16 protein-coding genes are annotated in these 21,275 nt (G+C 61.2%); 8 read left to right on the top strand and 8 right to left on the bottom strand.

Going from position 1 to position 21,275, the window contains the following annotated elements; translation table 11 throughout:
- The 7 genes from F2P67_RS06205 to hemE all read left to right on the top strand — a co-directional run bounded on the left by F2P67_RS06205 (position 1) and on the right by hemE (position 13,018).
- On the top strand, positions 1-2,082 hold the full coding sequence (locus F2P67_RS06205) for a type IV pilus secretin PilQ (RefSeq protein ID WP_166218585.1): 2,082 nt from the start codon (positions 1-3) through the stop codon (positions 2,080-2,082).
- A gap of 4 nt (positions 2,083-2,086) precedes the next feature.
- The gene (aroK, locus tag F2P67_RS06210) at positions 2,087-2,605 is read left to right on the top strand and encodes a shikimate kinase AroK (RefSeq protein WP_045122915.1); all 519 of its coding nucleotides are present in this window, start codon (positions 2,087-2,089) and stop codon (positions 2,603-2,605) included.
- 152 nt (positions 2,606-2,757) lie between these two features.
- Positions 2,758-3,858, top strand: coding sequence for a 3-dehydroquinate synthase (aroB, locus tag F2P67_RS06215; protein ID WP_095138011.1), 1,101 nt, complete (start codon positions 2,758-2,760; stop codon positions 3,856-3,858).
- 10 nt (positions 3,859-3,868) lie between these two features.
- Positions 3,869-5,461 (top strand): AAA family ATPase, encoded by a 1,593-nt coding sequence (locus F2P67_RS06220; RefSeq protein ID WP_166218587.1) that lies wholly within the window; start codon positions 3,869-3,871, stop codon positions 5,459-5,461.
- Between the two features lie 349 nt (positions 5,462-5,810).
- Positions 5,811-10,256 (top strand): glutamate synthase large subunit, encoded by a 4,446-nt coding sequence (gene gltB / locus F2P67_RS06225; protein ID WP_166218589.1) that lies wholly within the window; start codon positions 5,811-5,813, stop codon positions 10,254-10,256.
- A 33-nt stretch (positions 10,257-10,289) separates the two neighbouring features.
- Positions 10,290-11,708: an FAD-dependent oxidoreductase gene (locus tag F2P67_RS06230; protein ID WP_166218591.1), complete on the top strand. Its 1,419-nt coding sequence runs from the start codon at positions 10,290-10,292 to the stop codon at positions 11,706-11,708.
- 242 nt (positions 11,709-11,950) lie between these two features.
- A complete protein-coding gene (gene hemE / locus F2P67_RS06235) occupies positions 11,951-13,018 on the top strand; it encodes a uroporphyrinogen decarboxylase (protein WP_166218593.1) in 1,068 nt (355 codons plus the stop codon).
- 209 nt (positions 13,019-13,227) lie between these two features.
- On the opposite strand, the gene F2P67_RS06240 is transcribed toward hemE, so the two are convergent.
- Positions 13,228-14,502 (bottom strand): MFS transporter, encoded by a 1,275-nt coding sequence (locus F2P67_RS06240; RefSeq protein WP_166218595.1) that lies wholly within the window; start codon positions 14,500-14,502, stop codon positions 13,228-13,230.
- Positions 14,503-14,620: 118 nt separating this feature from the next.
- On the opposite strand from F2P67_RS06240, the gene F2P67_RS06245 reads away from it, so the two are divergent.
- A complete protein-coding gene (locus F2P67_RS06245; RefSeq protein ID WP_166218597.1) occupies positions 14,621-15,523 on the top strand; it encodes a LysR family transcriptional regulator in 903 nt (300 codons plus the stop codon).
- A gap of 115 nt (positions 15,524-15,638) precedes the next feature.
- Here the strand turns inward: F2P67_RS06245 and F2P67_RS06250 are convergent, their stop codons facing one another.
- From F2P67_RS06250 to F2P67_RS06280, 7 genes are all read right to left on the bottom strand, one after another.
- Complete coding sequence (locus tag F2P67_RS06250) at positions 15,639-16,076, bottom strand: excinuclease (RefSeq protein WP_166218599.1); 438 nt, start codon at positions 16,074-16,076, stop codon at positions 15,639-15,641.
- A 199-nt stretch (positions 16,077-16,275) separates the two neighbouring features.
- Positions 16,276-17,079, bottom strand: coding sequence for a hypothetical protein (locus F2P67_RS06255; RefSeq protein ID WP_166218601.1), 804 nt, complete (start codon positions 17,077-17,079; stop codon positions 16,276-16,278).
- Positions 17,080-17,104: 25 nt separating this feature from the next.
- On the bottom strand, positions 17,105-18,331 hold the full coding sequence (locus tag F2P67_RS06260) for a beta-ketoacyl-ACP synthase (protein WP_166218603.1): 1,227 nt from the start codon (positions 18,329-18,331) through the stop codon (positions 17,105-17,107).
- Positions 18,331-19,059 (bottom strand): 3-oxoacyl-ACP reductase FabG, encoded by a 729-nt coding sequence (fabG, locus tag F2P67_RS06265; protein ID WP_166218605.1) that lies wholly within the window; start codon positions 19,057-19,059, stop codon positions 18,331-18,333. The genes F2P67_RS06260 and fabG overlap by 1 nt, the downstream gene beginning before the upstream one ends.
- Positions 19,052-19,516 carry a hotdog family protein gene (locus tag F2P67_RS06270; protein WP_166218607.1) on the bottom strand — a complete coding sequence of 155 codons (465 nt, stop codon included), beginning with the start codon at positions 19,514-19,516 and terminating at the stop codon, positions 19,052-19,054. The genes fabG and F2P67_RS06270 overlap by 8 nt, the downstream gene beginning before the upstream one ends.
- Positions 19,513-20,709, bottom strand: coding sequence for a beta-ketoacyl-[acyl-carrier-protein] synthase family protein (locus tag F2P67_RS06275; protein WP_166218609.1), 1,197 nt, complete (start codon positions 20,707-20,709; stop codon positions 19,513-19,515). Before F2P67_RS06275 ends, F2P67_RS06270 begins: the two co-directional genes overlap by 4 nt.
- Positions 20,706-21,188, bottom strand: coding sequence for a hypothetical protein (locus F2P67_RS06280; RefSeq protein ID WP_343045146.1), 483 nt, complete (start codon positions 21,186-21,188; stop codon positions 20,706-20,708). The genes F2P67_RS06275 and F2P67_RS06280 overlap by 4 nt, the downstream gene beginning before the upstream one ends.
- Between the last annotated feature and the right edge of the window lie 87 nt (positions 21,189-21,275).

Raw genomic sequence — 21,275 nt, forward strand, 5'->3', positions numbered from 1 at the left:
ATGAACAGGATTTTCTCCACCCTCGGTTTTTCGCTATGGATAGCGCTGATGTCGCCGATGGTACTCGCGGCCAACCTGAAGGCGCTGGATGTCGCGGCGTTGCCCGGTGACCGTGTCGAACTGAAGCTGTCGTTCGACGGCCCGCCACCGCAAGCCAAGGGCTATACCACTGATTCGCCGGCGCGCATCGCGCTGGATTTGCCCGGTGTCGCCAGTCAGTTGGCCAGCAAGAATTTCGATCTGGGCAGCGGTAATGCACGTACGGCGACGGTGGTTGAGGCCAAGGAGCGGACGCGGCTGATCGTCAGCCTTACGCAATTGGCGCCGTACAACACGCGCGTCGAAGGTAACAATCTGTTCGTGGTGGTCGGCCAGGGCGCACCGGCGACCACTGCACGACCGGCAGCAGCAGCGCCGCGTGCAGCCACAACCTCCGCAGCGCCGGCCAGGCCGTTCGTGGTGAAAACCCGCGCCATTCGTGGTGTGGACTTCCAGCGGGGCACGGCGGGCGAGGGCAATGTGGTCATTGACCTTTCCGACCCGACCATTGCCCCAGAAATACAGGAGCATGACGGCAAAATCGTCCTCAGCTTTGCCCGTACGCAATTGCCGGAAAAACTGCGGGTACGCCTCGACGTCAAGGATTTCGCCACTCCGGTGCAATTCGTCAATGCCGGCGTGAGCGGTGATCGCACGGTGATTACCGTCGAGCCGAGCGGCACCTTCGACTACTCCACCTTCCAGACCGACAACAAACTGACCGTCAGCATCCGCCCAATGACGGTCGATGACCTGCAAAAGCGCAATGCCGATCGCAACAGTTACGTCGGCGAAAAGCTCTCACTGAATTTTCAGGACATCGACGTGCGTTCGGTGCTGCAGTTGATCGCCGACTTCACCAACCTCAACCTGGTCGCCAGCGACACCGTGCAGGGCGGCATCACTTTGCGCCTGCAAAACGTGCCATGGGATCAAGCGCTGGATCTGGTGCTGAAAACCAAGGGGCTGGACAAGCGCAAGATCGGCAATGTGTTGCTGGTCGCCCCGGCGGACGAAATCGCCGCCCGCGAGCGCCAGGAACTGGAGTCGCAAAAACAGATCGCCGAACTGGCGCCGCTGCGTCGTGAATTGTTGCAGGTGAACTATGCCAAGGCTGCCGACATCGCCAAGCTGTTCCAGTCGGTGACCAGTGCTGAAGCGAAAATCGACGAGCGCGGTTCGATTACCGTCGATGAGCGGACCAACAACATCATTGCCTACCAGACTCAGGACCGGCTCGACGAACTGCGGCGAATCGTGGCGCAACTGGACATTCCCGTGCGGCAGGTAATGATCGAGGCGCGGATCGTCGAAGCCAACGTCGATTACGACAAGAGCCTGGGCGTGCGCTGGGGTGGTTCGATTCAGAACAAGGGCAACTGGAACACGTCCGGCGTCAGTAACGGCTCGTCGACCACCATCGGTACTCCGGGCAGCACCAGCACCAACTCGCCGTTCGTCGACATGGGCACCGTCAACAATACCTCGGGGATCGGCATTGCCTTCATCACCGATAACGTTTTGCTCGATCTTGAGCTGACCGCCATGGAAAAGACCGGCAATGGTGAAATCGTCTCGCAGCCCAAGGTGGTGACTTCCGACAAAGAGACCGCGAAGATCCTCAAGGGCACCGAGATTCCCTATCAGGAAGCCAGCTCCAGTGGCGCCACCTCGGTGTCGTTCAAGGAAGCTTCGCTGTCGCTGGAGGTGACGCCGCAAATCACTCCCGACAACCGCATCATCATGGAGGTCAAGGTCACCAAGGACGAACCAGACTACCTGAACAAAGTGCAGGATGTGCCGCCGATCAAGAAGAACGAGGTCAACGCCAAAGTGCTGGTAAACGACGGCGAGACCATCGTGATTGGGGGTGTTTTCTCAAATACTCAAAGCAAGGTCGTAGATAAGGTGCCATTTCTTGGCGATGTGCCGTATCTTGGCCGCCTTTTCCGGCGTGATGTGGTTTCGGAGAAAAAATCCGAGCTGCTGGTATTTCTCACTCCGCGTATCATGAATAACCAGGCGATTGCTGTGAGTCGTTGATTCTGTGCGAAATTTGATTCTTGTAGGACCGATGGGCGCTGGAAAAAGCACCATCGGCCGGTTGCTGGCCAAAGAGCTGCGCCTGCCGTTCAAAGATTCCGACAAGGAAATTGAACTGCGCACGGGCGCCAATATCCCGTGGATCTTCGACAAGGAAGGCGAGCCCGGCTTTCGTGACCGTGAGCAGGCGATGATCGCCGAGCTGTGCGCGTTCGACGGCGTGGTCCTGGCCACCGGTGGCGGCGCGGTGATGCGCGATGCCAATCGCAAGGCTCTGTATGAGGGCGGGCGAGTGGTCTATCTGCACGCCTCGGTCGAACAGCAGGTCGGTCGCACCTCCCGCGATCGCAACCGGCCGTTGCTGCGCACCGCCAACCCGGAAAAAACCCTGCGTGACTTGCTCGCGATCCGTGATCCGCTTTATCGGGAAATCGCCGATCTGGTGGTGGAAACCGACGAACGGCCGCCGCGCATGGTAGTGCTCGACATTCTCGACCGTCTGGCGCAGCTTCCACCCCGTTAAAGCATCGCTCGAAATGCGCTATCCTCGGCGTCCTGTCACAGCCCGCCGAGGTTGTGGCGGATGGCGTGCGAGCGGCGTCATACCCGCTACAGGCCGCAGACAACCAATAATTCAGGGCAGGACGCCTGCTTCCATCTTCACTGTGGGGACACATGCAGACACTCAAGGTCGATCTAGGCGAGCGCAGCTACCCGATTCATATTGGCGAAGGTTTGTTGGATCAGCCTGAGCTTCTGGCTCCGCATATCCACGGGCGGCAGGTGGCAATCATCTCCAACGAGACCGTTGCGCCGCTCTATCTCGAACGTCTGACCCGCAGTCTTGCGCAGTTCTCGGTAATTTCCGTGGTGCTGCCCGATGGCGAAGCCTTCAAGAACTGGGAAACCCTGCAACTGATCTTTGACGGCTTGCTGACCGCTCGTCATGACCGCCGCACCACGGTAATCGCCCTCGGCGGCGGTGTGATCGGCGACATGGCCGGTTTTGCTGCGGCTTGCTACCAGCGCGGCGTCGATTTCATCCAGATTCCTACCACCTTGTTGTCCCAGGTCGATTCGTCGGTAGGTGGCAAGACCGGGATCAACCATCCGCTGGGCAAGAACATGGTCGGTGCGTTCTATCAGCCGAACGTCGTGCTGATCGATACCGCGTCCCTGAAAACCCTGCCAGAGCGCGAGCTGTCGGCCGGTCTGGCGGAAGTCATCAAGTACGGGCTGATCTGCGACGAGCCGTTCCTGACCTGGCTTGAAGACAACGTCGACGCCTTGCGTGCACTGGATCAAAAGGCCCTGACTTACGCCATCGAGCGCTCCTGCGCGGCCAAGGCTGCTGTGGTTGGCGCCGATGAAAAGGAAACCGGCGTACGCGCCACGCTCAATCTCGGCCACACCTTCGGTCACGCCATCGAGACTCACATGGGCTATGGTGTCTGGTTGCATGGTGAGGCAGTGGCGGCTGGCACCGTGATGGCGCTGGAGATGTCTGCGCGTCTCGGCTGGATCAGCGAGCAGGAGCGTGATCGCGGCATTCGTCTGTTCCAGCGCGCCGGTCTGCCGGTGATTCCGCCTGAAGAGATGACTGAAGCCGATTTTCTCGAACACATGGCAATCGACAAAAAAGTGATCGACGGTCGTCTGCGCCTGGTGCTGCTGCGCCGGATGGGCGAAGCGGTAGTGACCGCCGATTATCCGAAAGAGGTTCTACAGGCCACGCTGGGAGCGGATTACCGCGCCCTGGCTCAGCTTAAAGGTTAATAAGATTCCGATGACTAGTTTGCATGCCGACGAGGCGTTCCTCGGCCATTTCCAGTTAAGTCACGACCCCTTCGCGCCGCGGGTGCCGGGCTTCAAATTCTTCCCGGCCCAGCGCAAACCAGTGCTCGGTCAACTGCATCACCTTGCGCGTTACAGCCAGTTGTTGCTGGTGGTGACTGGCCCGCAAGGCAGCGGCAAGACGTTGCTGCGTCAGGCGCTGGTTGCCAGCACCAACAAACAGTCTGTGCAGAGCGTCGTGGTCTCGGCTCGTGGCGCCGGCGATGCGGCTGGCGTGCTGCGTCAGGTAGCGCAGGCGCTGAACGTGGCGCAGGCCGAAGTCGGGGCGATTCTCGAGCAGGTGGTGCAACTGGCGCTGACCGGTCAGGAAGTCTATTTGCTGGTGGACGATGCCGAGCAGCTCGACGAGTCCGCGCTCGAAGCGCTGATGGCGCTGGGTGCCGGCGCGCCGGAAGGTCGCCCGCATGTGTTCCTGTTTGGCGAGTCGTCGCTGATCGCGCAACTCGAGGCTTTGCACCTTGAGGAAGAGCGCTTCCACGTCATCGAACTGCAGCCGTACACCGAAGAAGAAACCCGCGAATATCTCGATCAGCGGCTCGAGGGCGCTGGCCGGGGTGTCGAACTTTTCACCGCCGATCAGATCTCTGATATTCACGAAAGCGCCGAGGGTTGGCCTGGCAATATCAACCAGGTTGCCCGCGATGCACTGATCGAAGTCATGATTGCCAGCCGCTCTGCGGTCAAGCGTCCAAGTATGGGGTTCAACATGCCGAAGAAACACGTATTGGCGATTTCCGCCGTCGTTGTGGTCGCGGTCGCCGCCGCCTGGCTGATGCCGGGTCGCAACAAGACGCCAACCACCGGCGCGCCGGCCAACGAACAGGCACAACTGCCACTGGGCCAGGGCGCAGCCAATGGCGGCGCGCCGAACGTAGAATTCGCCGGTAACACACAACCGATGCCGCTGCCGCTGGTCGGCAACTCGCAGCCGGTCATGCGTGGCCCTCTGGCTGAAGCGGCCGGTGGCATTACTGAAGGCGACGACGGTGTGCCGCTGGAAGGCTCCAGCGCTACCCCGCCAACCGTGACCACATCTGCGCCTCCAGCGGGTGTTCCGGCAGGTCCTGCACCGACGCCGGTTCCGGTTCCGGCTGCCAAGCCGACCCCGGCACCCACGCAAATCGCCAGCGCCAAGCCTGCTCCGGTAGCGCCAGCGGCAAAACCGGCTCCAGCGCCAGCCAAACCGGTTGCCGCTGCCAAACCGGCCGAGAAGCCGGTTACCGTCGCCAAAGCCGCCGGTGGCAGCTGGTACGCCGGTCAGCCGACCAGCAACTACGTGGTGCAGATTCTCGGCACCAGCTCCGAAGCGACCGCACAAAACTTCGTCAAGGAGCAGGGCGGCGAGTACCGTTATTTCAAGAAAGTGCTCAACGGCAAGCCTCTCTACGTGATCACCTACGGCAACTTTGCCAATCGTGATGCAGCCGTTTCTGCCATCAAGGCCTTGCCAGCGAAGGTTCAGGCTGGTAAACCTTGGCCTCGCACTGTCGCCAGCGTCCAACAGGAACTGGCAACAACTCGCTGAAGATTCGGCGGCCTTACCCAGGCCGCCTCTCCAAGCACCTCAAAATTTCTACAAGTGCGCGCCGTCCCTGCGACCGCGTGCCTTGTGGTGTCTGCGTTACAGTAGTCTTTGAGTCGTTGCGGTCAAAATTAAAAAAGTTTTGACTAGCACAGCATATCGCTTTAAACCTTTCACAAATGCGACATAGATTTGCGACAGTTCGTCGTCAAATTTGTGAGCGTCTGTGTCGCTGTGTACAATGACCACCCTTTTGCCCCCGCTAAGCCGGCGTACGTTCGGCGCGGATCGCAAGTGGTTGAATTGAAAAGAAATTTGCCTCGAAAAGAGGCAGCCTGGTGAGAAAGTGTCTATGAAAGCAGGTCTGTACCAACCAGATGAATTCAAGGATAACTGCGGTTTCGGCCTGATAGCCCATATGCAGGGCGAGCCCAGTCATACCCTATTGCAAACGGCCATTGAGGCCCTGACCTGCATGACCCACCGCGGTGGGATTAATGCCGACGGCAAGACCGGTGACGGTTGCGGTCTGCTGATTCAAAAGCCTGATGCGTTCCTGCGTGCGATTGCCCAGGAAACCTTCAGCGTCGAGTTGCCCAAGCAATACGCGGTGGGCATGGTCTTCTTCAATCAGGATCCGGCCAAGGCCGAAGCTGCTCGCGAGAACATGAACCGCGAGATCCTGGCCGAAGGCCTGCAACTGATCGGCTGGCGCAAAGTGCCAATCGACACCAGCGTCCTCGGCCGCCTGGCCCTTGAGCGCCTGCCGCAGATCGAGCAGGTGTACATCGGCGGCGAAGGCCTGAGCGATCAGGACATGGCGGTCAAGCTGTTCAGCGCCCGTCGTCGCTCGTCGGTGGCCAACGCCGCCGACACCGACCACTACATCTGCAGCTTTTCCCACAAGACCATCATCTATAAAGGCCTGATGATGCCGGCCGATCTGGCCGCGTTTTATCCGGACCTGAGCGACGAGCGCCTGCAAACCGCGATCTGCGTGTTCCACCAGCGCTTCTCCACCAACACCCTGCCGAAATGGCCGCTGGCCCAGCCATTCCGCTTCCTCGCCCACAACGGCGAGATCAACACCATCACCGGTAACCGCAACTGGGCGCAGGCCCGTCGCACCAAGTTCACCAACGATCTGATGGATCTGGAAGAACTCGGCCCGCTGGTCAACCGTGTCGGTTCCGACTCCTCGAGCATGGACAACATGCTTGAGCTGATGGTCACCGGCGGCATCGACCTGTTCCGTGGCGTGCGGATGATCATTCCGCCAGCGTGGCAGAACGTCGAAACCATGGACCCGGATCTGCGTGCGTTCTACGAGTACAACTCGATGCACATGGAGCCGTGGGACGGCCCGGCCGGCGTGGTAATGACCGACGGTCGCTACGCGGTGTGCCTGCTCGACCGTAACGGTCTGCGCCCGGCGCGCTGGGTCACCACCACCAACGGTTTCATCACCCTCGCGTCGGAAATCGGCGTGTGGGACTACAAGCCTGAAGACGTGATCGCCAAAGGCCGTGTCGGCCCGGGCCAGATCTTCGCCGTGGACACCGAAACCGGGCAGATCCTCGACACCGATGCGATTGACAACCGTCTGAAATCCCGTCATCCGTACAAGCAATGGCTGCGCAAGAATGCCCTGCGCATTCAGGCGACCATGGAAGACAACGACCACGGTTCGGCGTTTTACGACGTCGATCAGCTCAAGCAATACATGAAGATGTATCAGGTCACGTTCGAAGAGCGCGATCAGGTACTGCGCCCGCTCGGCGAGCAGGGCTACGAAGCCGTTGGCTCGATGGGCGACGACACGCCGATGGCCGTGCTGTCCCAGCGCGTGCGCACGCCGTACGACTACTTCCGCCAGCAGTTCGCGCAGGTCACCAACCCGCCGATCGACCCTCTGCGTGAAGCAATCGTGATGTCGCTGGAAATCTGCCTCGGTGCCGAGCGCAACATCTTCCAGGAATCGCCGGAGCATGCTTCGCGCGTGATCCTCAGCTCGCCGGTCATTTCCCCGGCCAAGTGGCGTTCGCTGATGAACCTCGACCGCCCGGGTTTCGAGCGGCAGATCATCGACCTCAACTACGACGAAAGCCTCGGCCTCGAAGCGGCGATCCGCAACGTCGCCGATCAGGCTGAAGAAGCCGTGCGCGCCGGTCGCACGCAGATCGTTCTGAGCGACCGCCATATCGCCCCGGGCAAACTGCCGATCCACGCCTCGCTGGCGACCGGTGCCGTGCACCATCGCCTGACCGAGAAAGGCCTGCGCTGCGATTCCAACATCCTCGTTGAAACCGCAACCGCACGCGATCCGCACCATTTCGCAGTGTTGATCGGTTTCGGCGCCTCGGCGGTCTATCCGTTCCTCGCGTACGAAGTACTGGGCGACCTGATCCGTACCGGTGAAGTGCTGGGCGACCTCTACGAGGTGTTCAAGAACTACCGCAAAGGCATCACCAAAGGCCTGTTGAAGATCCTGTCGAAGATGGGCATCTCGACCATCGCGTCCTATCGCGGTGCGCAGTTGTTCGAAGCCATCGGCCTGTCCGAGGAAGTCTGCGACCTGAGCTTCCGTGGCGTGCCGAGCCGCATCAAGGGTGCGCGTTTCGTCGACATCGAAGCCGAACAGAAAGCACTGGCCACCGAAGCCTGGAGTCCGCGCAAGCCGATCCAGCAGGGCGGTCTGCTGAAGTTCGTCCACGGTGGCGAATATCACGCGTACAACCCGGACGTGGTCAACACCCTGCAAGCCGCCGTGCAGCAGGGCGACTACGCCAAATTCAAGGAATACACCTCGCTGGTGGACAACCGTCCGGTGTCGATGATCCGCGACCTGTTCAAGGTCAAGACCCTCGATACGCCGTTGGACATCAGTGAAATCGAGCCGCTGGAATCGGTGCTCAAGCGCTTCGACTCCGCCGGTATCTCTTTGGGCGCACTGTCGCCGGAAGCTCACGAAGCCCTGGCCGAAGCCATGAACCGCCTCGGTGCGCGTTCCAATTCCGGCGAAGGCGGCGAAGACCCGGCGCGTTACGGCACCATCAAGAGTTCGAAAATCAAGCAGGTCGCGACTGGCCGTTTCGGCGTGACCCCGGAATACCTGGTCAACGCCGAAGTGCTGCAGATCAAGGTCGCCCAGGGCGCCAAGCCTGGCGAAGGTGGTCAACTGCCGGGCGGGAAGGTCAACGGTCTGATCGCCAAGCTGCGTTACGCAGTGCCGGGCGTGACCCTGATTTCGCCACCGCCGCACCACGACATCTATTCCATCGAAGACTTGTCGCAGCTGATCTTCGACCTGAAACAGGTCAACCCGAAGGCGCTGGTTTCGGTGAAACTCGTGGCTGAAGCGGGCGTCGGCACCATCGCCGCCGGTGTAGCCAAGGCCTACGCGGACTTGATCACCATCTCCGGCTACGACGGTGGTACCGGTGCATCGCCACTGACCTCGATCAAATACGCCGGCGCACCGTGGGAACTCGGCCTCGCTGAAACCCACCAGACCCTGCGCGGCAACGACCTGCGCGGCAAAGTCCGGGTGCAGACCGACGGCGGCCTGAAAACCGGCCTCGACGTGATCAAGGCTGCGATCCTTGGCGCCGAAAGCTTCGGTTTCGGCACTGCGCCGATGATCGCGCTGGGCTGCAAATACCTGCGCATCTGCCACCTGAACAACTGCGCCACCGGCGTTGCGACTCAGAACGAGAAGCTGCGCAAGGATCACTACATCGGCACCGTCGACATGGTGGTGAACTTCTTCACCTACGTCGCCGAAGAAACCCGTGAGTGGCTGGCCAAGCTGGGCGTGCGTTCCCTCGAAGAGCTGATCGGTCGTACCGATCTGCTGGAAATCCTCGAAGGCCAGACCGCCAAGCAACACCACCTGGATCTGACCCCGCTGCTGGGCAGCGATCACATCCCGGCGGACAAACCTCAGTTCTGCGGTGTTGAGCGCAACCCGCCGTTCGACCAAGGCCTGCTGGCCGAGAAAATGGTCGAGATGGCGACGTCGGCGATCAACGACCTCAGCGGCGCCGAGTTCGAACTGGATATCTGCAACTGCGACCGTTCGATCGGCGCACGGATCTCCGGCGAAATCGCCCGTAAGCATGGCAACCAGGGCATGGCGAAAGCGCCGATCACCTTCCGCTTCAAGGGCACTGCCGGTCAGAGCTTCGGCGTGTGGAACGCCGGCGGTCTGAACATGTACCTGGAAGGCGACGCCAACGATTATGTCGGCAAAGGCATGACCGGCGGCAAGTTGACCATCGTGCCGCCGAAGGGCAGCGTTTATAAGACTCAGGAAAGCGCCATTATCGGCAACACCTGCCTGTACGGCGCCACTGGCGGCAAGCTGTTCGCCGCCGGCACCGCAGGCGAGCGTTTTGCCGTGCGCAACTCCGGTGCCCACACGGTTGTGGAAGGCACTGGCGATCACTGCTGTGAGTACATGACCGGTGGTTTTGTCTGCGTTCTGGGCAAGACCGGTTACAACTTCGGCTCTGGCATGACCGGCGGTTTCGCCTACGTGCTCGACCAGGACAACACCTTCGTTGACCGGGTCAACCACGAACTGGTGGAAATCCAGCGGATCAGCGGCGAGGCGATGGAAGCCTATCGCAGCCACCTGCAAAACGTGCTGAACGAGTACGTCGCGGAAACCGACAGCGAGTGGGGTCGTGAACTCGCCGAGAACCTCGATGACTACTTGCGTCGTTTCTGGCTGGTCAAGCCGAAGGCTGCCAACCTGAAGTCGTTGCTTTCCAGCACCCGTGCCAACCCGCAGTGATATGCGCCTGAAGAGTTTGATGAGGTTTTAACAATGGCTGAACGTCTGAATAACGACTTCCAGTTCATCGACGTCGGGCGCAAAGATCCGAAGAAGAAACTGTTGCGTCAACGCAAGAAAGAGTTCGTCGAAATCTACGAACCGTTCAAACCCCAGCAGTCGGCCGATCAGGCCCACCGCTGTCTGGGTTGTGGCAACCCGTACTGCGAATGGAAGTGCCCGGTGCACAACTTCATTCCGAACTGGCTGAAACTGGTGGCCGAGGGCAACATCCTTCAGGCCGCCGAGCTGTCGCACCAGACCAACACCCTGCCGGAAGTCTGCGGCCGGGTGTGCCCGCAGGATCGTCTTTGCGAGGGTGCTTGCACCCTCAACGACGGCTTCGGCGCGGTGACCATCGGTTCGGTCGAGAAGTACATCACCGACACCGCGTTCGCCATGGGCTGGCGCCCGGACATGTCCAAGGTCAAACCGACCGGCAAGCGTGTCGCGATCATCGGCGCAGGCCCGGCGGGCCTCGGTTGTGCCGACGTGCTGGTGCGCGGCGGCGTGACCCCGGTGGTGTTCGACAAGAACCCGGAAATCGGCGGTCTGCTGACCTTCGGCATCCCTGAGTTCAAGCTTGAGAAGAGCGTGCTGAGCAATCGCCGCGAAGTCTTCACCGGCATGGGCATCGAGTTCCGTCTCAATACCGAAGTCGGCAAAGACGTGACCATGGAGCAACTGCTCGCCGAATACGATGCCGTGTTCATGGGCATGGGCACTTACACCTACATGAAGGGCGGCTTTGCCGGTGAGGATCTGCCGGGCGTTTACGACGCACTGGACTTCCTGATCGCCAACGTCAACCGCAACCTGGGCTTTGAAAAATCGCCGGAAGATTTCGTCGACATGAAAGGCAAGAAGGTCGTGGTGCTGGGTGGCGGCGACACGGCGATGGACTGCAACCGAACCTCGATCCGCCAAGGCGCCAAGTCGGTGACCTGCGCTTATCGCCGTGACGAAGCGAACATGCCCGGCTCGCGCAAAGAGGTGAAGAACGCCAAGGAAGAAGGCGTGAAATTCCTCTACAACCGCCAGCCGATCGCCATCGTTGGCGAGGACAAGGTCGAAGGCGTGAAGGTGGTCGAGACCCGTCTCGGCGAACCGGACGCCCGTGGCCGTCGCAGCCCCGAGCCGATCCCGGGTTCCGAAGAGATCATCCCGGCCGACGCCGTGGTCATCGCTTTCGGTTTCCGCCCGAGCCCGGCGCCGTGGTTCGAACAGTTCGAGATCCAGACCGACAGCCAGGGCCGCGTCGTTGCGCCTGAGCAAGGTCAGTACAAGCACCAGACCAGCAACCCGAAAATCTTTGCCGGTGGCGACATGGTGCGCGGTTCCGACCTGGTGGTGACGGCAATCTTCGAAGGCCGCAATGCCGCCGAAGGGATCCTGGATTACCTTCAGGTCTGATCCTGATCCCGGGTTGAAATGGGATCAAAATGTGGGAGGGGGCTTGCTCCCGAATGCGGTTTACCAGTCGCCAGATGTATCGACTGACCCACCGCTTTCGGGAGCACGCCCCCTCCCACATTTGTTTTGCGGCGCTTTCATTTCCGCGACAAATTGACCCGATAGACAAAAGGCTGACCTGTAACCGTGCCTTTTGCGTCGCGCTCTGAGAAAATGCCCGCACTTTTTTTCCGGATGCCGACATGACTGCCCTGAAGAACGACCGTTTCCTCCGCGCCCTGCTCAAGCAACCCGTAGACGTCACCCCTGTGTGGATGATGCGCCAGGCCGGCCGCTACTTGCCGGAGTACCGCGCCAGCCGCGCCCAGGCCGGTGATTTCATGAGCCTGTGCATGAATCCGGAATTCGCCTGCGAAGTCACGCTGCAACCGCTCGACCGCTATCCGCAACTGGACGCGGCGATCCTGTTTTCCGACATCCTCACCATCCCCGACGCGATGGGCCAAGGCCTGTACTTCGAGACCGGTGAAGGTCCGCGCTTCAAGAAAGTCGTCAGCACCCTGGCCGACATCGAAGCCCTGCCAATCCCCGATCCACACAAAGACCTCGGTTACGTGATGGACGCTGTCAGCACCATCCGCCACGAACTGAACGGCCGTGTGCCGCTGATCGGTTTCTCCGGCAGCCCGTGGACTCTCGCCACTTACATGGTCGAAGGCGGTTCGTCGAAAGACTTCCGCAAGACCAAAGCGATGCTCTACGACAATCCGCAAGCCATGCACCTGCTGCTGGACAAGCTGGCGCAGTCGGTGACTTCGTACCTCAACGGCCAGATCCAGGCCGGGGCGCAAGCGGTGCAGATCTTCGATACCTGGGGCGGCAACCTGTCGGCGGCGGCGTATCAGGAGTTCTCGCTGGCCTACATGAAGAAAATCGTCAGCGGCCTGATCCGCGAACACGACGGTCGCAAAGTGCCGGTGATCCTCTTCACCAAAAACGGCGGCCTGTGGCTGGAAAGCATCGCCGAGGCCGGCGCCGACGCGCTGGGCCTGGACTGGACGTGCGACATCGGCAACGCCCGTGCCCGCGTTGGCGACAAGGTTGCGCTGCAAGGCAACATGGACCCGACCGTGCTCTACGCAAAACCGGAAGCGATCCGCACCGAAGTCGGGCGTATTCTCGCCAGCTACGGCAAGGGCAACGGTCACGTGTTCAACCTCGGCCACGGCATCACGCCTGAAGTTGATCCGGAACACGCTGGGGCCTTCCTGCGTGCGGTGCACGAGTTGTCGGCGCAGTATCACGAGTGATCGGCGCTCAGCTCTAATGGTAGAAAACAAAAACGCCCGGCTTATACCGGGCGTTTTTGTTTGCACAATTCAATGGCAGACAGAGATCAATTGTGGGAGGGGGGCTTGCTCCCGAAGGCTTTGGGTCAGCCAACATCTACATCGGCTGATCCACCGCATTCGGGAGCGAGCCCTCTCCCACAGAGTATTTCTCCCACAGGGTATTTCTGTCAGGCTTTGACGCCGCCCAGAGGCGGCAACTTCGCCAGCTTCAAAGCCACCAACAGTGCCACCAGCAGCAGCGCGCCGATAAACAGCCCGATCCCGTTCCACCCGCCCAAATGCCAGAACACCCCGCCCGCCGTACCGGCAATACTCGACCCGGCGTAGTAGCTGAACAGATACAGCGACGACGCCTGCCCCTTGGCTTTGAGCGCACGGCGGCCGATCCAGCTACTCGCCACCGAATGTGCGCCGAAGAAGCCGAAGGTGAAAATCAGCATGCCGATGATCACCAGTGGCAGCGGCGTGAACATCGTCAGTGCGAGGCCGGCGAACATCAGCGCAATCGTCGCCCAGAGCACTTTGCGTCGCCCCAGTTTGTCCGCCAGTGACCCGATTTTCGCCGAGCTGTAGATGCCCGACAGATACACCACCGACAGCAGGCCGACGAACACTTGATCCAGTTGATACGGCGCGGCCAGCAAGCGGTAGCCGATGTAGTTGAACAGGGTGACGAACGCGCCCATCAACACGAAGGCTTCCAGAAACAGCAGCGGCAACCCGGCATCGCGAAAATGCATGGTGAAGCCGTCGAGCAGGCTGCGTGGGTGCAGCGAGCGGGAACGGAAGTTGCGCGATTCGGGGAGAATTTTCCAGAACACCGCCGCGGCGATCAGCGCCAGACCGCCAATCACCAGCATCGCCGTGTGCCAGCTGACGAAATCGATCAGCACACCGGTGATCAGCCGCCCGCTCATCCCGCCAATCGCGTTACCGCCGATGTACAGCCCCATCGCCAGACCGATATGTTGCGGGTGAATCTCTTCGCTCAGGTAAGTCATTGCCACCGCCGCCAGACCGCTCAACGACAGCCCGATCAGCGCGCGCATGATCAGCACGCCGTGCCAGCTCGGCATCATCGAACTGGCGATGGTGCACAGGGCTGCGGCAAACAGCGCGGCGACCATCACCGGTTTGCGCCCGACCCGATCGGAAATCGGGCCGGTGATCAGCAGACCGAACGCTAGCATGCCTGTGGCCACCGACAGGATCAGGCTGCTTTGCGCCGCGTTGATCGAATATTCGTGGGACAGCAGCGGCATCATCGGCTGCACGCAGTACAGCAGGGCAAACGTCGCGAAGCCGCCACAGAACAGCGCCAATACCGTGCGCATGAACGCCGGCGTGCCTTTTTCGATGTAGATTTCCTGCAGCTCGGCGATGACATCATCTGCCGCAGCAGGCGGGACTTCATGGGCAAGGGGCGCGACAGCAGTTTTCACTTCAGACCTCGGAGGGCACGGCCAGGCAGGCAATGAAAAAATCATATAGCTGGCTAATGTTTCTATCCAATATATTGTTCGACCTGTTTGATAGCTTTAACGACCTAATGGGGTTTCCATGGAATTGCGTCATTTGCGCTACTTCATCGCCGTCGCCGAAGAGCTGCATTTCGGCCGCGCCGCACTGGCGCTGGGCATCTCTCAACCACCGCTGAGCCAGCAGATTCAAGCGCTGGAGCAGGAGGTCGGTGCGCGTTTGTTCGAGCGAACCAATCGTCGGGTCGAGCTGAGCGAGGCCGGCCGATTGTTTCTGGAAGAGGCGCGGCTGGTGCTGGCGCAGGTCGACAAGGCTGCAGATGTCGCGCGACGGGCGCAGTTGGGTGAGCTGGGCGAATTGAAAATCGGCTTCACATCGTCGGCACCGTTCAATTCGACCATCCCTCAGGCAATCTTTTCGTTTCGTCAGCGCTTTGCGGCGGTGCACCTGAACCTTCGGGAAATGAGCAGTACCCAGGTCGCCGATGCGCTGATCGATGAGTCGATCGAGGTCGGGATCATGCGCCCGCTCGGGCTGCCGGACTCATTGAGTGTGGTGGAGTTGATGCGCGAGCCTCTGGTGGCGGTGCTCAGCGCCAAACACCCGTTGGCGCAGGGCTCCGAGGAAGGCCTGTTGCTCTCGACGCTGGCCCACGAACCCTTCGTTTTTTTTCCGCGCAGCTACGGCAGCGGGCTGTACGCGCAATTGATCAGCCTGGCCCGCGACGCCGGTTTCAGCCCGCACTTTGCCCAGGAAGCGGGTGAAGCGATGACCATCATCGGCCTGGTGGCGGCAGGGTTGGGCGTGTCGGTGATGCCGGCCTCGTACCAGCGGATGCGCATCGACGGCGTGGTCTATCGCCGGCTGCTCGACCCTGAAGCGGTCACTGCGGTGTGGCTGGTACAACGCAAGGATCAGAAATCGCCGATGGCCAAGGCATTTGTCGAATTGCTCACGCGCAAGGTTGAACCGTTGACTGCGTGACGGCTGCGGGCCCCTTCGCGAGCAAGCCCGCTCCCACATTGGAATGCATTTCCCCTGTGGGAGCGGGCTTGCCCGCGAAAGCGCCGGCAGCGACGCCCGCACTTTTGCAGAATGTCTAAGGCAATCGCACCAAGTCCCCGCGCAATGCCACCCGCGTCGCGAACACACCTGCGCGACACTCATAGGTATTCAGATCCTTGCGCACATGCTGGTCGTAATAACTGACGATATTGACCACCGCATTCGCCCCGACCCGCTTGGCATCGGCCTGCAACTTGATCAGGTTTGACTGCAACACCCATTCGCAGGAATCGTGGTCGCTCTTGTTGAACCCGTTGGTGCGCAAATCACTCACCACACCTCGGCGCAACAGCTGCTGGGTGCCCTGCGGCCCATTGCCGATCAGGTAAAACTTCACACTGCCATCCAGCCGCCCGGCACGAATTGCATCCGACAGCACTGTCTCGAAGGGCATATACATAAGGTTGGTGGCGTGGCTGGCGGTGGGCAGCAGGCCAAAAAGCGTGGCAGCTATCAGAGCTTTCAGGTGCATGGTCATCTCCTTGACGATGAAAGAGAACCGCGATTGTTCGAACGATGGGGCCGCCGTTCCGGCAGGCGTTATGGAGCGAGTGTAGATGCTGAAAATGAAGGGGGCGCCCAATGGCGCCCCCTTATTGTCCAGATGGGGACTGCTGCGCAGTCCATGGGGGATGAATCCCCTCGCCACAGGATTGGATTCACTCAGTCAGTCAGTCGACGTGCGCAAGGTCTCCACGCAACGCCACACTCGACACCACCAACCCCGCACGGCACTGGAATTTTTCGGTGTCTTTGTAGAGGTCACGCTGGTCGACGCTGGCGATGTTGATCACGGCGTTGGCATCAGCTTTTTTCGCGGCGTTCTGCAGGGTCGCGAGGGCCGATTGCAAAGCCCAGAAGCAGGCGTCTTCGTCGGACTTGTTCGAGCCGTTGGTCTTGCGGCTGCTGCTCACGGTGTCGAGCTTGCGCACCTGTTTTGGCAGGGTTTCGCCGGCCAGGTAGAACTTCACGCTGCCGTCGAGCAGGCCGGCATCGGTGGCGCGTTTGACGCCCTCGCGAAAGCTCAGGTAAGTCGGTTCGTCCGCACCCTGTTTGATAATGCCCAGGTTGTTCACCGCTTCGATGTCCGGGTTGATCGACAGCTCTTTGAGCACGTTGTCGCGCAGGCGGTTGACCCAGCGGTTGTAGTTGCCGTGGATCTTGCCGTCCTTGGCGTCGAGGCCGTAGCTGCTGCGGTAGTCGATTTCGAACGAGGTCGGCGTGAACGGGATATCGACTTCGGCGTGGTGGCGACCGCGCACGGTGATCGCGGCTTTGATCATGCCCGGACGCACCGATTGCACGACCCACTGGCGGTCGTTCAGGGCGGTGACGATGGCGCGGCTCATCTGTGGGGCGGTGAAGCCGAGGTTTGGCGAAAACTCTTCTTTGGCGTTGTACACCGGTTTGCTGGTGCAACCGCCGAGCACAAGGGCCAGGGCCAACAGGGCGGCGATGCGGTGAAACTGAGTCATTCCCTTCACTCCAAACGTGTTGCGGTCAGTGCCAGCGGCGGAAAATCAACGAGGTGTTGACGCCACCAAAAGCGAAATTGTTGTTCATCACGTACTCGTGATGCATCGAGCGGAATTCACCACGCAGGTAATCGAGCTTGCCGCAGTGCGGATCGACCTCATCGAGGTTGAACGTGTGCACGTACAGGTCGCGGTTAAGCATTTCGATGCTGAACCACGACTCCAGCGCTCCGCAGGCGCCGAGCGTGTGGCCGAGGAAACTCTTCTGCGAGCTGATCGGCATGCGCTCGCCGAACAGACTGCTGGTTGCCAGTGTTTCGGCAATGTCGCCCTGTTCTGTAGCGGTGCCGTGACCATTGACGTAACCGATGGCATCCGGCGTCAGCCCGGCGTCTTCCAGTGCCAGCTCCATGGCGCGGCGCATGGTGACCTGCTCGGGACGCGTGGTGTGCTGGCCGTCGGCGTTGCTGCCGAAACCGACGATCTCGGCATGGATGTGTGCCCCGCGTGCGAGGGCGTGTTCCAGTTCTTCGAGCACCAGCATACCGCCGCCTTCACCGATCACCAGACCGTCGCGGCCCTTGTCGTAGGGGCGCGGGCTGGTCTGCGGCGCGTCGTTTTTCAGGCTGGTGGCGTAGAGCGCGTCGAAGACCATGGCTTCGGTCGGGCACAGCTCTTCGGCACCGCCAGCGAGCATCAACGGCAAGCGGCCGAACTTGATGGCTTCGTATGCGTAGCCGATGCCCTGGCTGCCGCTAGTGCAGGCGCTGGACGTCGGGATCAGGCGACCGGTGAGGCCGAAGAAGATGCTGATATTCGCCGCGGTGGTGTGCGGCATCATCCGCACGTAGGAGTTGGCGTTTAGACCCTCGGCCACCGAGTTGAGCAGCATGTTGCCGAACGCCTTGATTTCGTCAGTGCTGCCGGTGGACGAGCCGCAGGCCACGCCCATGCGCCCGTCTTTGATCGATTCGTCACCGAGCAAACCGGCATCGGCCAACGCACGCTCAGCCGCACCGACAGCGAGCCGCGACACCCGGCCCATGCTGCGCAGTTGCTTGCGGGTCCAGTGCGCAGGCACGACAAAGTCATCGATGGGCCCGGCCAGACGCGTGTTCAGCTCGCTGAAACGATCCCACTCGTCCATCCGGCGAATGCCGCTGCGGTTGGCCGCAAAGTTGCCGGCGATGGTTTCCCAGTCGCTGCCCAGCGAGGTGATGCCGGCCATGCCGGTGACGACGACGCGCTTCATCAGCACAAGCCTCCGTTGACCGCCAGCACCTGGCGGGTGATGTACGAGGCTTCCGCCGACATCAGGAAATTCACCGCACCGGCCACCTCTTCAGGGGTGCCCATGCGTTGCGCGGGGATCATTTTCATCAGTTCTTCCACCGGCACGTTTTCGTCGAGCATCGCCGTGTCGATCAGGCCCGGCGCGACGCAGTTAACGGTGATTTTGCGCTTGCCCAGTTCGATCGCCAACGCCTTCGCGGCGCCGATCACGCCGGCTTTCGAGGCGCTGTAGTTGACCTGGCCACGGTTGCCGATCAGGCCGGACACCGAGGTGATGCAAACAATCCGACCAGCGGCGCGGCGGCGGATCATCGGCATCATCACCGGGTGCAAAACGTTGTAGAAGCCGTCGAGGTTGGTACGCAGCACCACGTCCCAATCGTCGTCGCTCAGCGCTGGAAATGCACCGTCGCGGGTCAGGCCGGCGTTGAGCACCACGCCGTAATAGGCGCCGTGGGCTTCGACATCGGCTTCGAGAATGCTTTTGCAGGCTTCGCGGTCAGCTACGTCAAATTGCAGGACGCGCGCGTTGCGCCCCAGTGCTTCGATTTCGGCCTGCACCGCTTGTGCTTCAACTACGCCGCTGCGGCAATGCACGACGATGTCATGGCCGGCCTGCGCCAGACGCAGGGCAATGGCGCGGCCGATGCCACGGCTGGAGCCGGTGACCAGTACGGATTCAGTCATCGTTCGACTCCTTGGTTTGTTCAAGATACTGCGCCGCTTCGGGCGGGCGAAACACGTTCAAGCGGGCACTGGCTTCGATGCCCGGCGCGTTGATATGGCATTCGAAAACGCCCATGCCGTTGTCGTCTTCCAGCGAGCGAATACCGTGGATGGTCAGCTCGCTGCCGGCCGGAAACGCGGCAACGTTGCATTCGAATTTGCGCGTGCCAAGCAGGAAACCCAGTTCCACAGCATTGCCTTTCAGCCGTGCGTGACAACCGGCAAACGCGGCGACGCTCTGCGCCATCAGCTCGATGCCGACCCACGCTGGCAGGCTGCCGTCCGGCAGGTTGAACAGGCCGTCCGGCTTGATCGTTGAGCGGGTGTAAATCTGTTCTTCGTCGAAGCTTGTGATGTGATCGATCAGGATCATGTCACCCGCGTGGGGTAACAGTTCGGCGAGCGGCCAGTCGGTCATGGGGCGTCTCCGATAATCAGGCTGACGTTGTTGCCGCCAAAGGCAAACGAATTGCTCATCAGGTAGCGGGGAGCAATGGACGACAGGCGTTCGCTCGCGGTCACCCACTTTAGCGCCGGCAAATCAGGATCGGCTTGTCCATCCCAGACGTGCGGCGGCAAGGCCTGTTCACGGTTGTCAGCGCTCAGGCTCAACCAGCAGAACGCCGCTTCCAGCGCCCCGGCGGCACCGAGGGTGTGGCCCGTCATCGGTTTGGTCGACGAGCAGGCAACGCCTTCAGGGAACAGCGTGGCAACCGCCAGGCTTTCCATGGCGTCGTTGTGCGGGGTCGCGGTGCCGTGCAGATTCAGATAGTTGATCTGCACCGCTTGCAGTCGGGCGCGGCTCAAGGCCTTTTGCATCGCTTGCAGCGCACCGCGCCCGCTGGGCTCCGGCGCGGAAATATGGTGCGCATCGGAGCTGGCGCCCGCACCGAGCAGGGCGATGGCCGGGCCTTCGCCACGCTGTCGGGTCATCAGGAACAGGGCCGCCGCTTCGCCGATGTTGATGCCGTTGCGGTTGGCCGAAAACGGATTGCAGCGCTGATCCGAGACCGCTTCAAGCGCGGTGAAACCGTTGAGGGTGAGTTTGCACAAACTGTCGACACCGCCGCACAGCACCGCGTCGCACAATCCCAGGTCGAGCAGGCGCTGGGCACTCATCAGCGCCCGGGCGCTGGAGGTGCACGCCGTGGAAATCACGTAGGCCGGGCCGCTCAGTTGCAGCCATTCGGCGAGGAAATTTGCCGGCGCGCCGAGCTCCTGCTGGCGGTAGTCGTAGTCGCTGGGAAACTGTTGATCGCGCAGGTAGTGCGCCAGTCCGCGACTGGCCTCATCGATACCGGAAGTGCTGGTGCCGAGCACTACGCCGATACGCTCGCGGCCGTAGGTCTGGATCGCGAGGTCGATGTCGTCGTGAATCTGCAGCGCAGCTTCCAGCAGCAGTTGGTTGTTGCGGCTGCTCTGGTCGGCCAGCGCCAGCGGGATCGGCGCCAGCTCGCCGTGTACGGCGGCCACCGGCAGGTCGCGCTCCGCCACCCAGCCGGATTCGCGGCGCATCCTCGAGCAGTCGCCGGCAAACAGATTGCGCGCCACTTCTGCTTTGTCGCGGCCCAGGGCGCTGATCACACCGAGGGCATTCAGGTAAGCGGTCATGGTGTCGGTTCACCGAGAGGGGACACGCGATAGTGCGGGCCTTGGGGCAGGTTCAATTGAAAGCTCAGCGGTTGTGCATAACGGATGTCCCAGCGCGCGGGCAACGAACGGTGCTCTCCCTGTTGTTGCGCGGTCGGGTAATTGCGCGACAGTTCGCCGGACGGCGTCAAAGCGAACAGCAACGCAGCGAACAGCTCCCGGGCTTCCGGGTTGGGCGGCAGCAGACCGTCGGCCTGCCAGTGCCCGTCGATCAACTGCTGACGGGCCTGCGGGATACCCAACGGGTCCATCATCGACCAGCGAATGCCGGGGCCTTCGCGCTGGATCACCAGCAGCCAGTCCTGGCGCTGATCGGCCAGTTGGCGCTGAATGTGCAATTGCAGTGGCAGGGGCAATGTCGGGTTGCCCGCTGGCAAAGGTGCCTGGCTAGCGCAGGCGCTCAACAACAGCAGCATGCCGAGCACAAAAAATCGCCACACCGTAGACACTGTGGGAGCTGGTTTGCCAGCGAAGGCATCGGCACATCCGACATCAATGCTAGCTGACCCTCCGCTTTCGCGAGCAAG

It is taken from the genome of Pseudomonas atagonensis (assembly GCF_011369485.1).
Taxonomy (GTDB): Bacteria; Pseudomonadota; Gammaproteobacteria; order Pseudomonadales; family Pseudomonadaceae; genus Aquipseudomonas; species Aquipseudomonas atagonensis.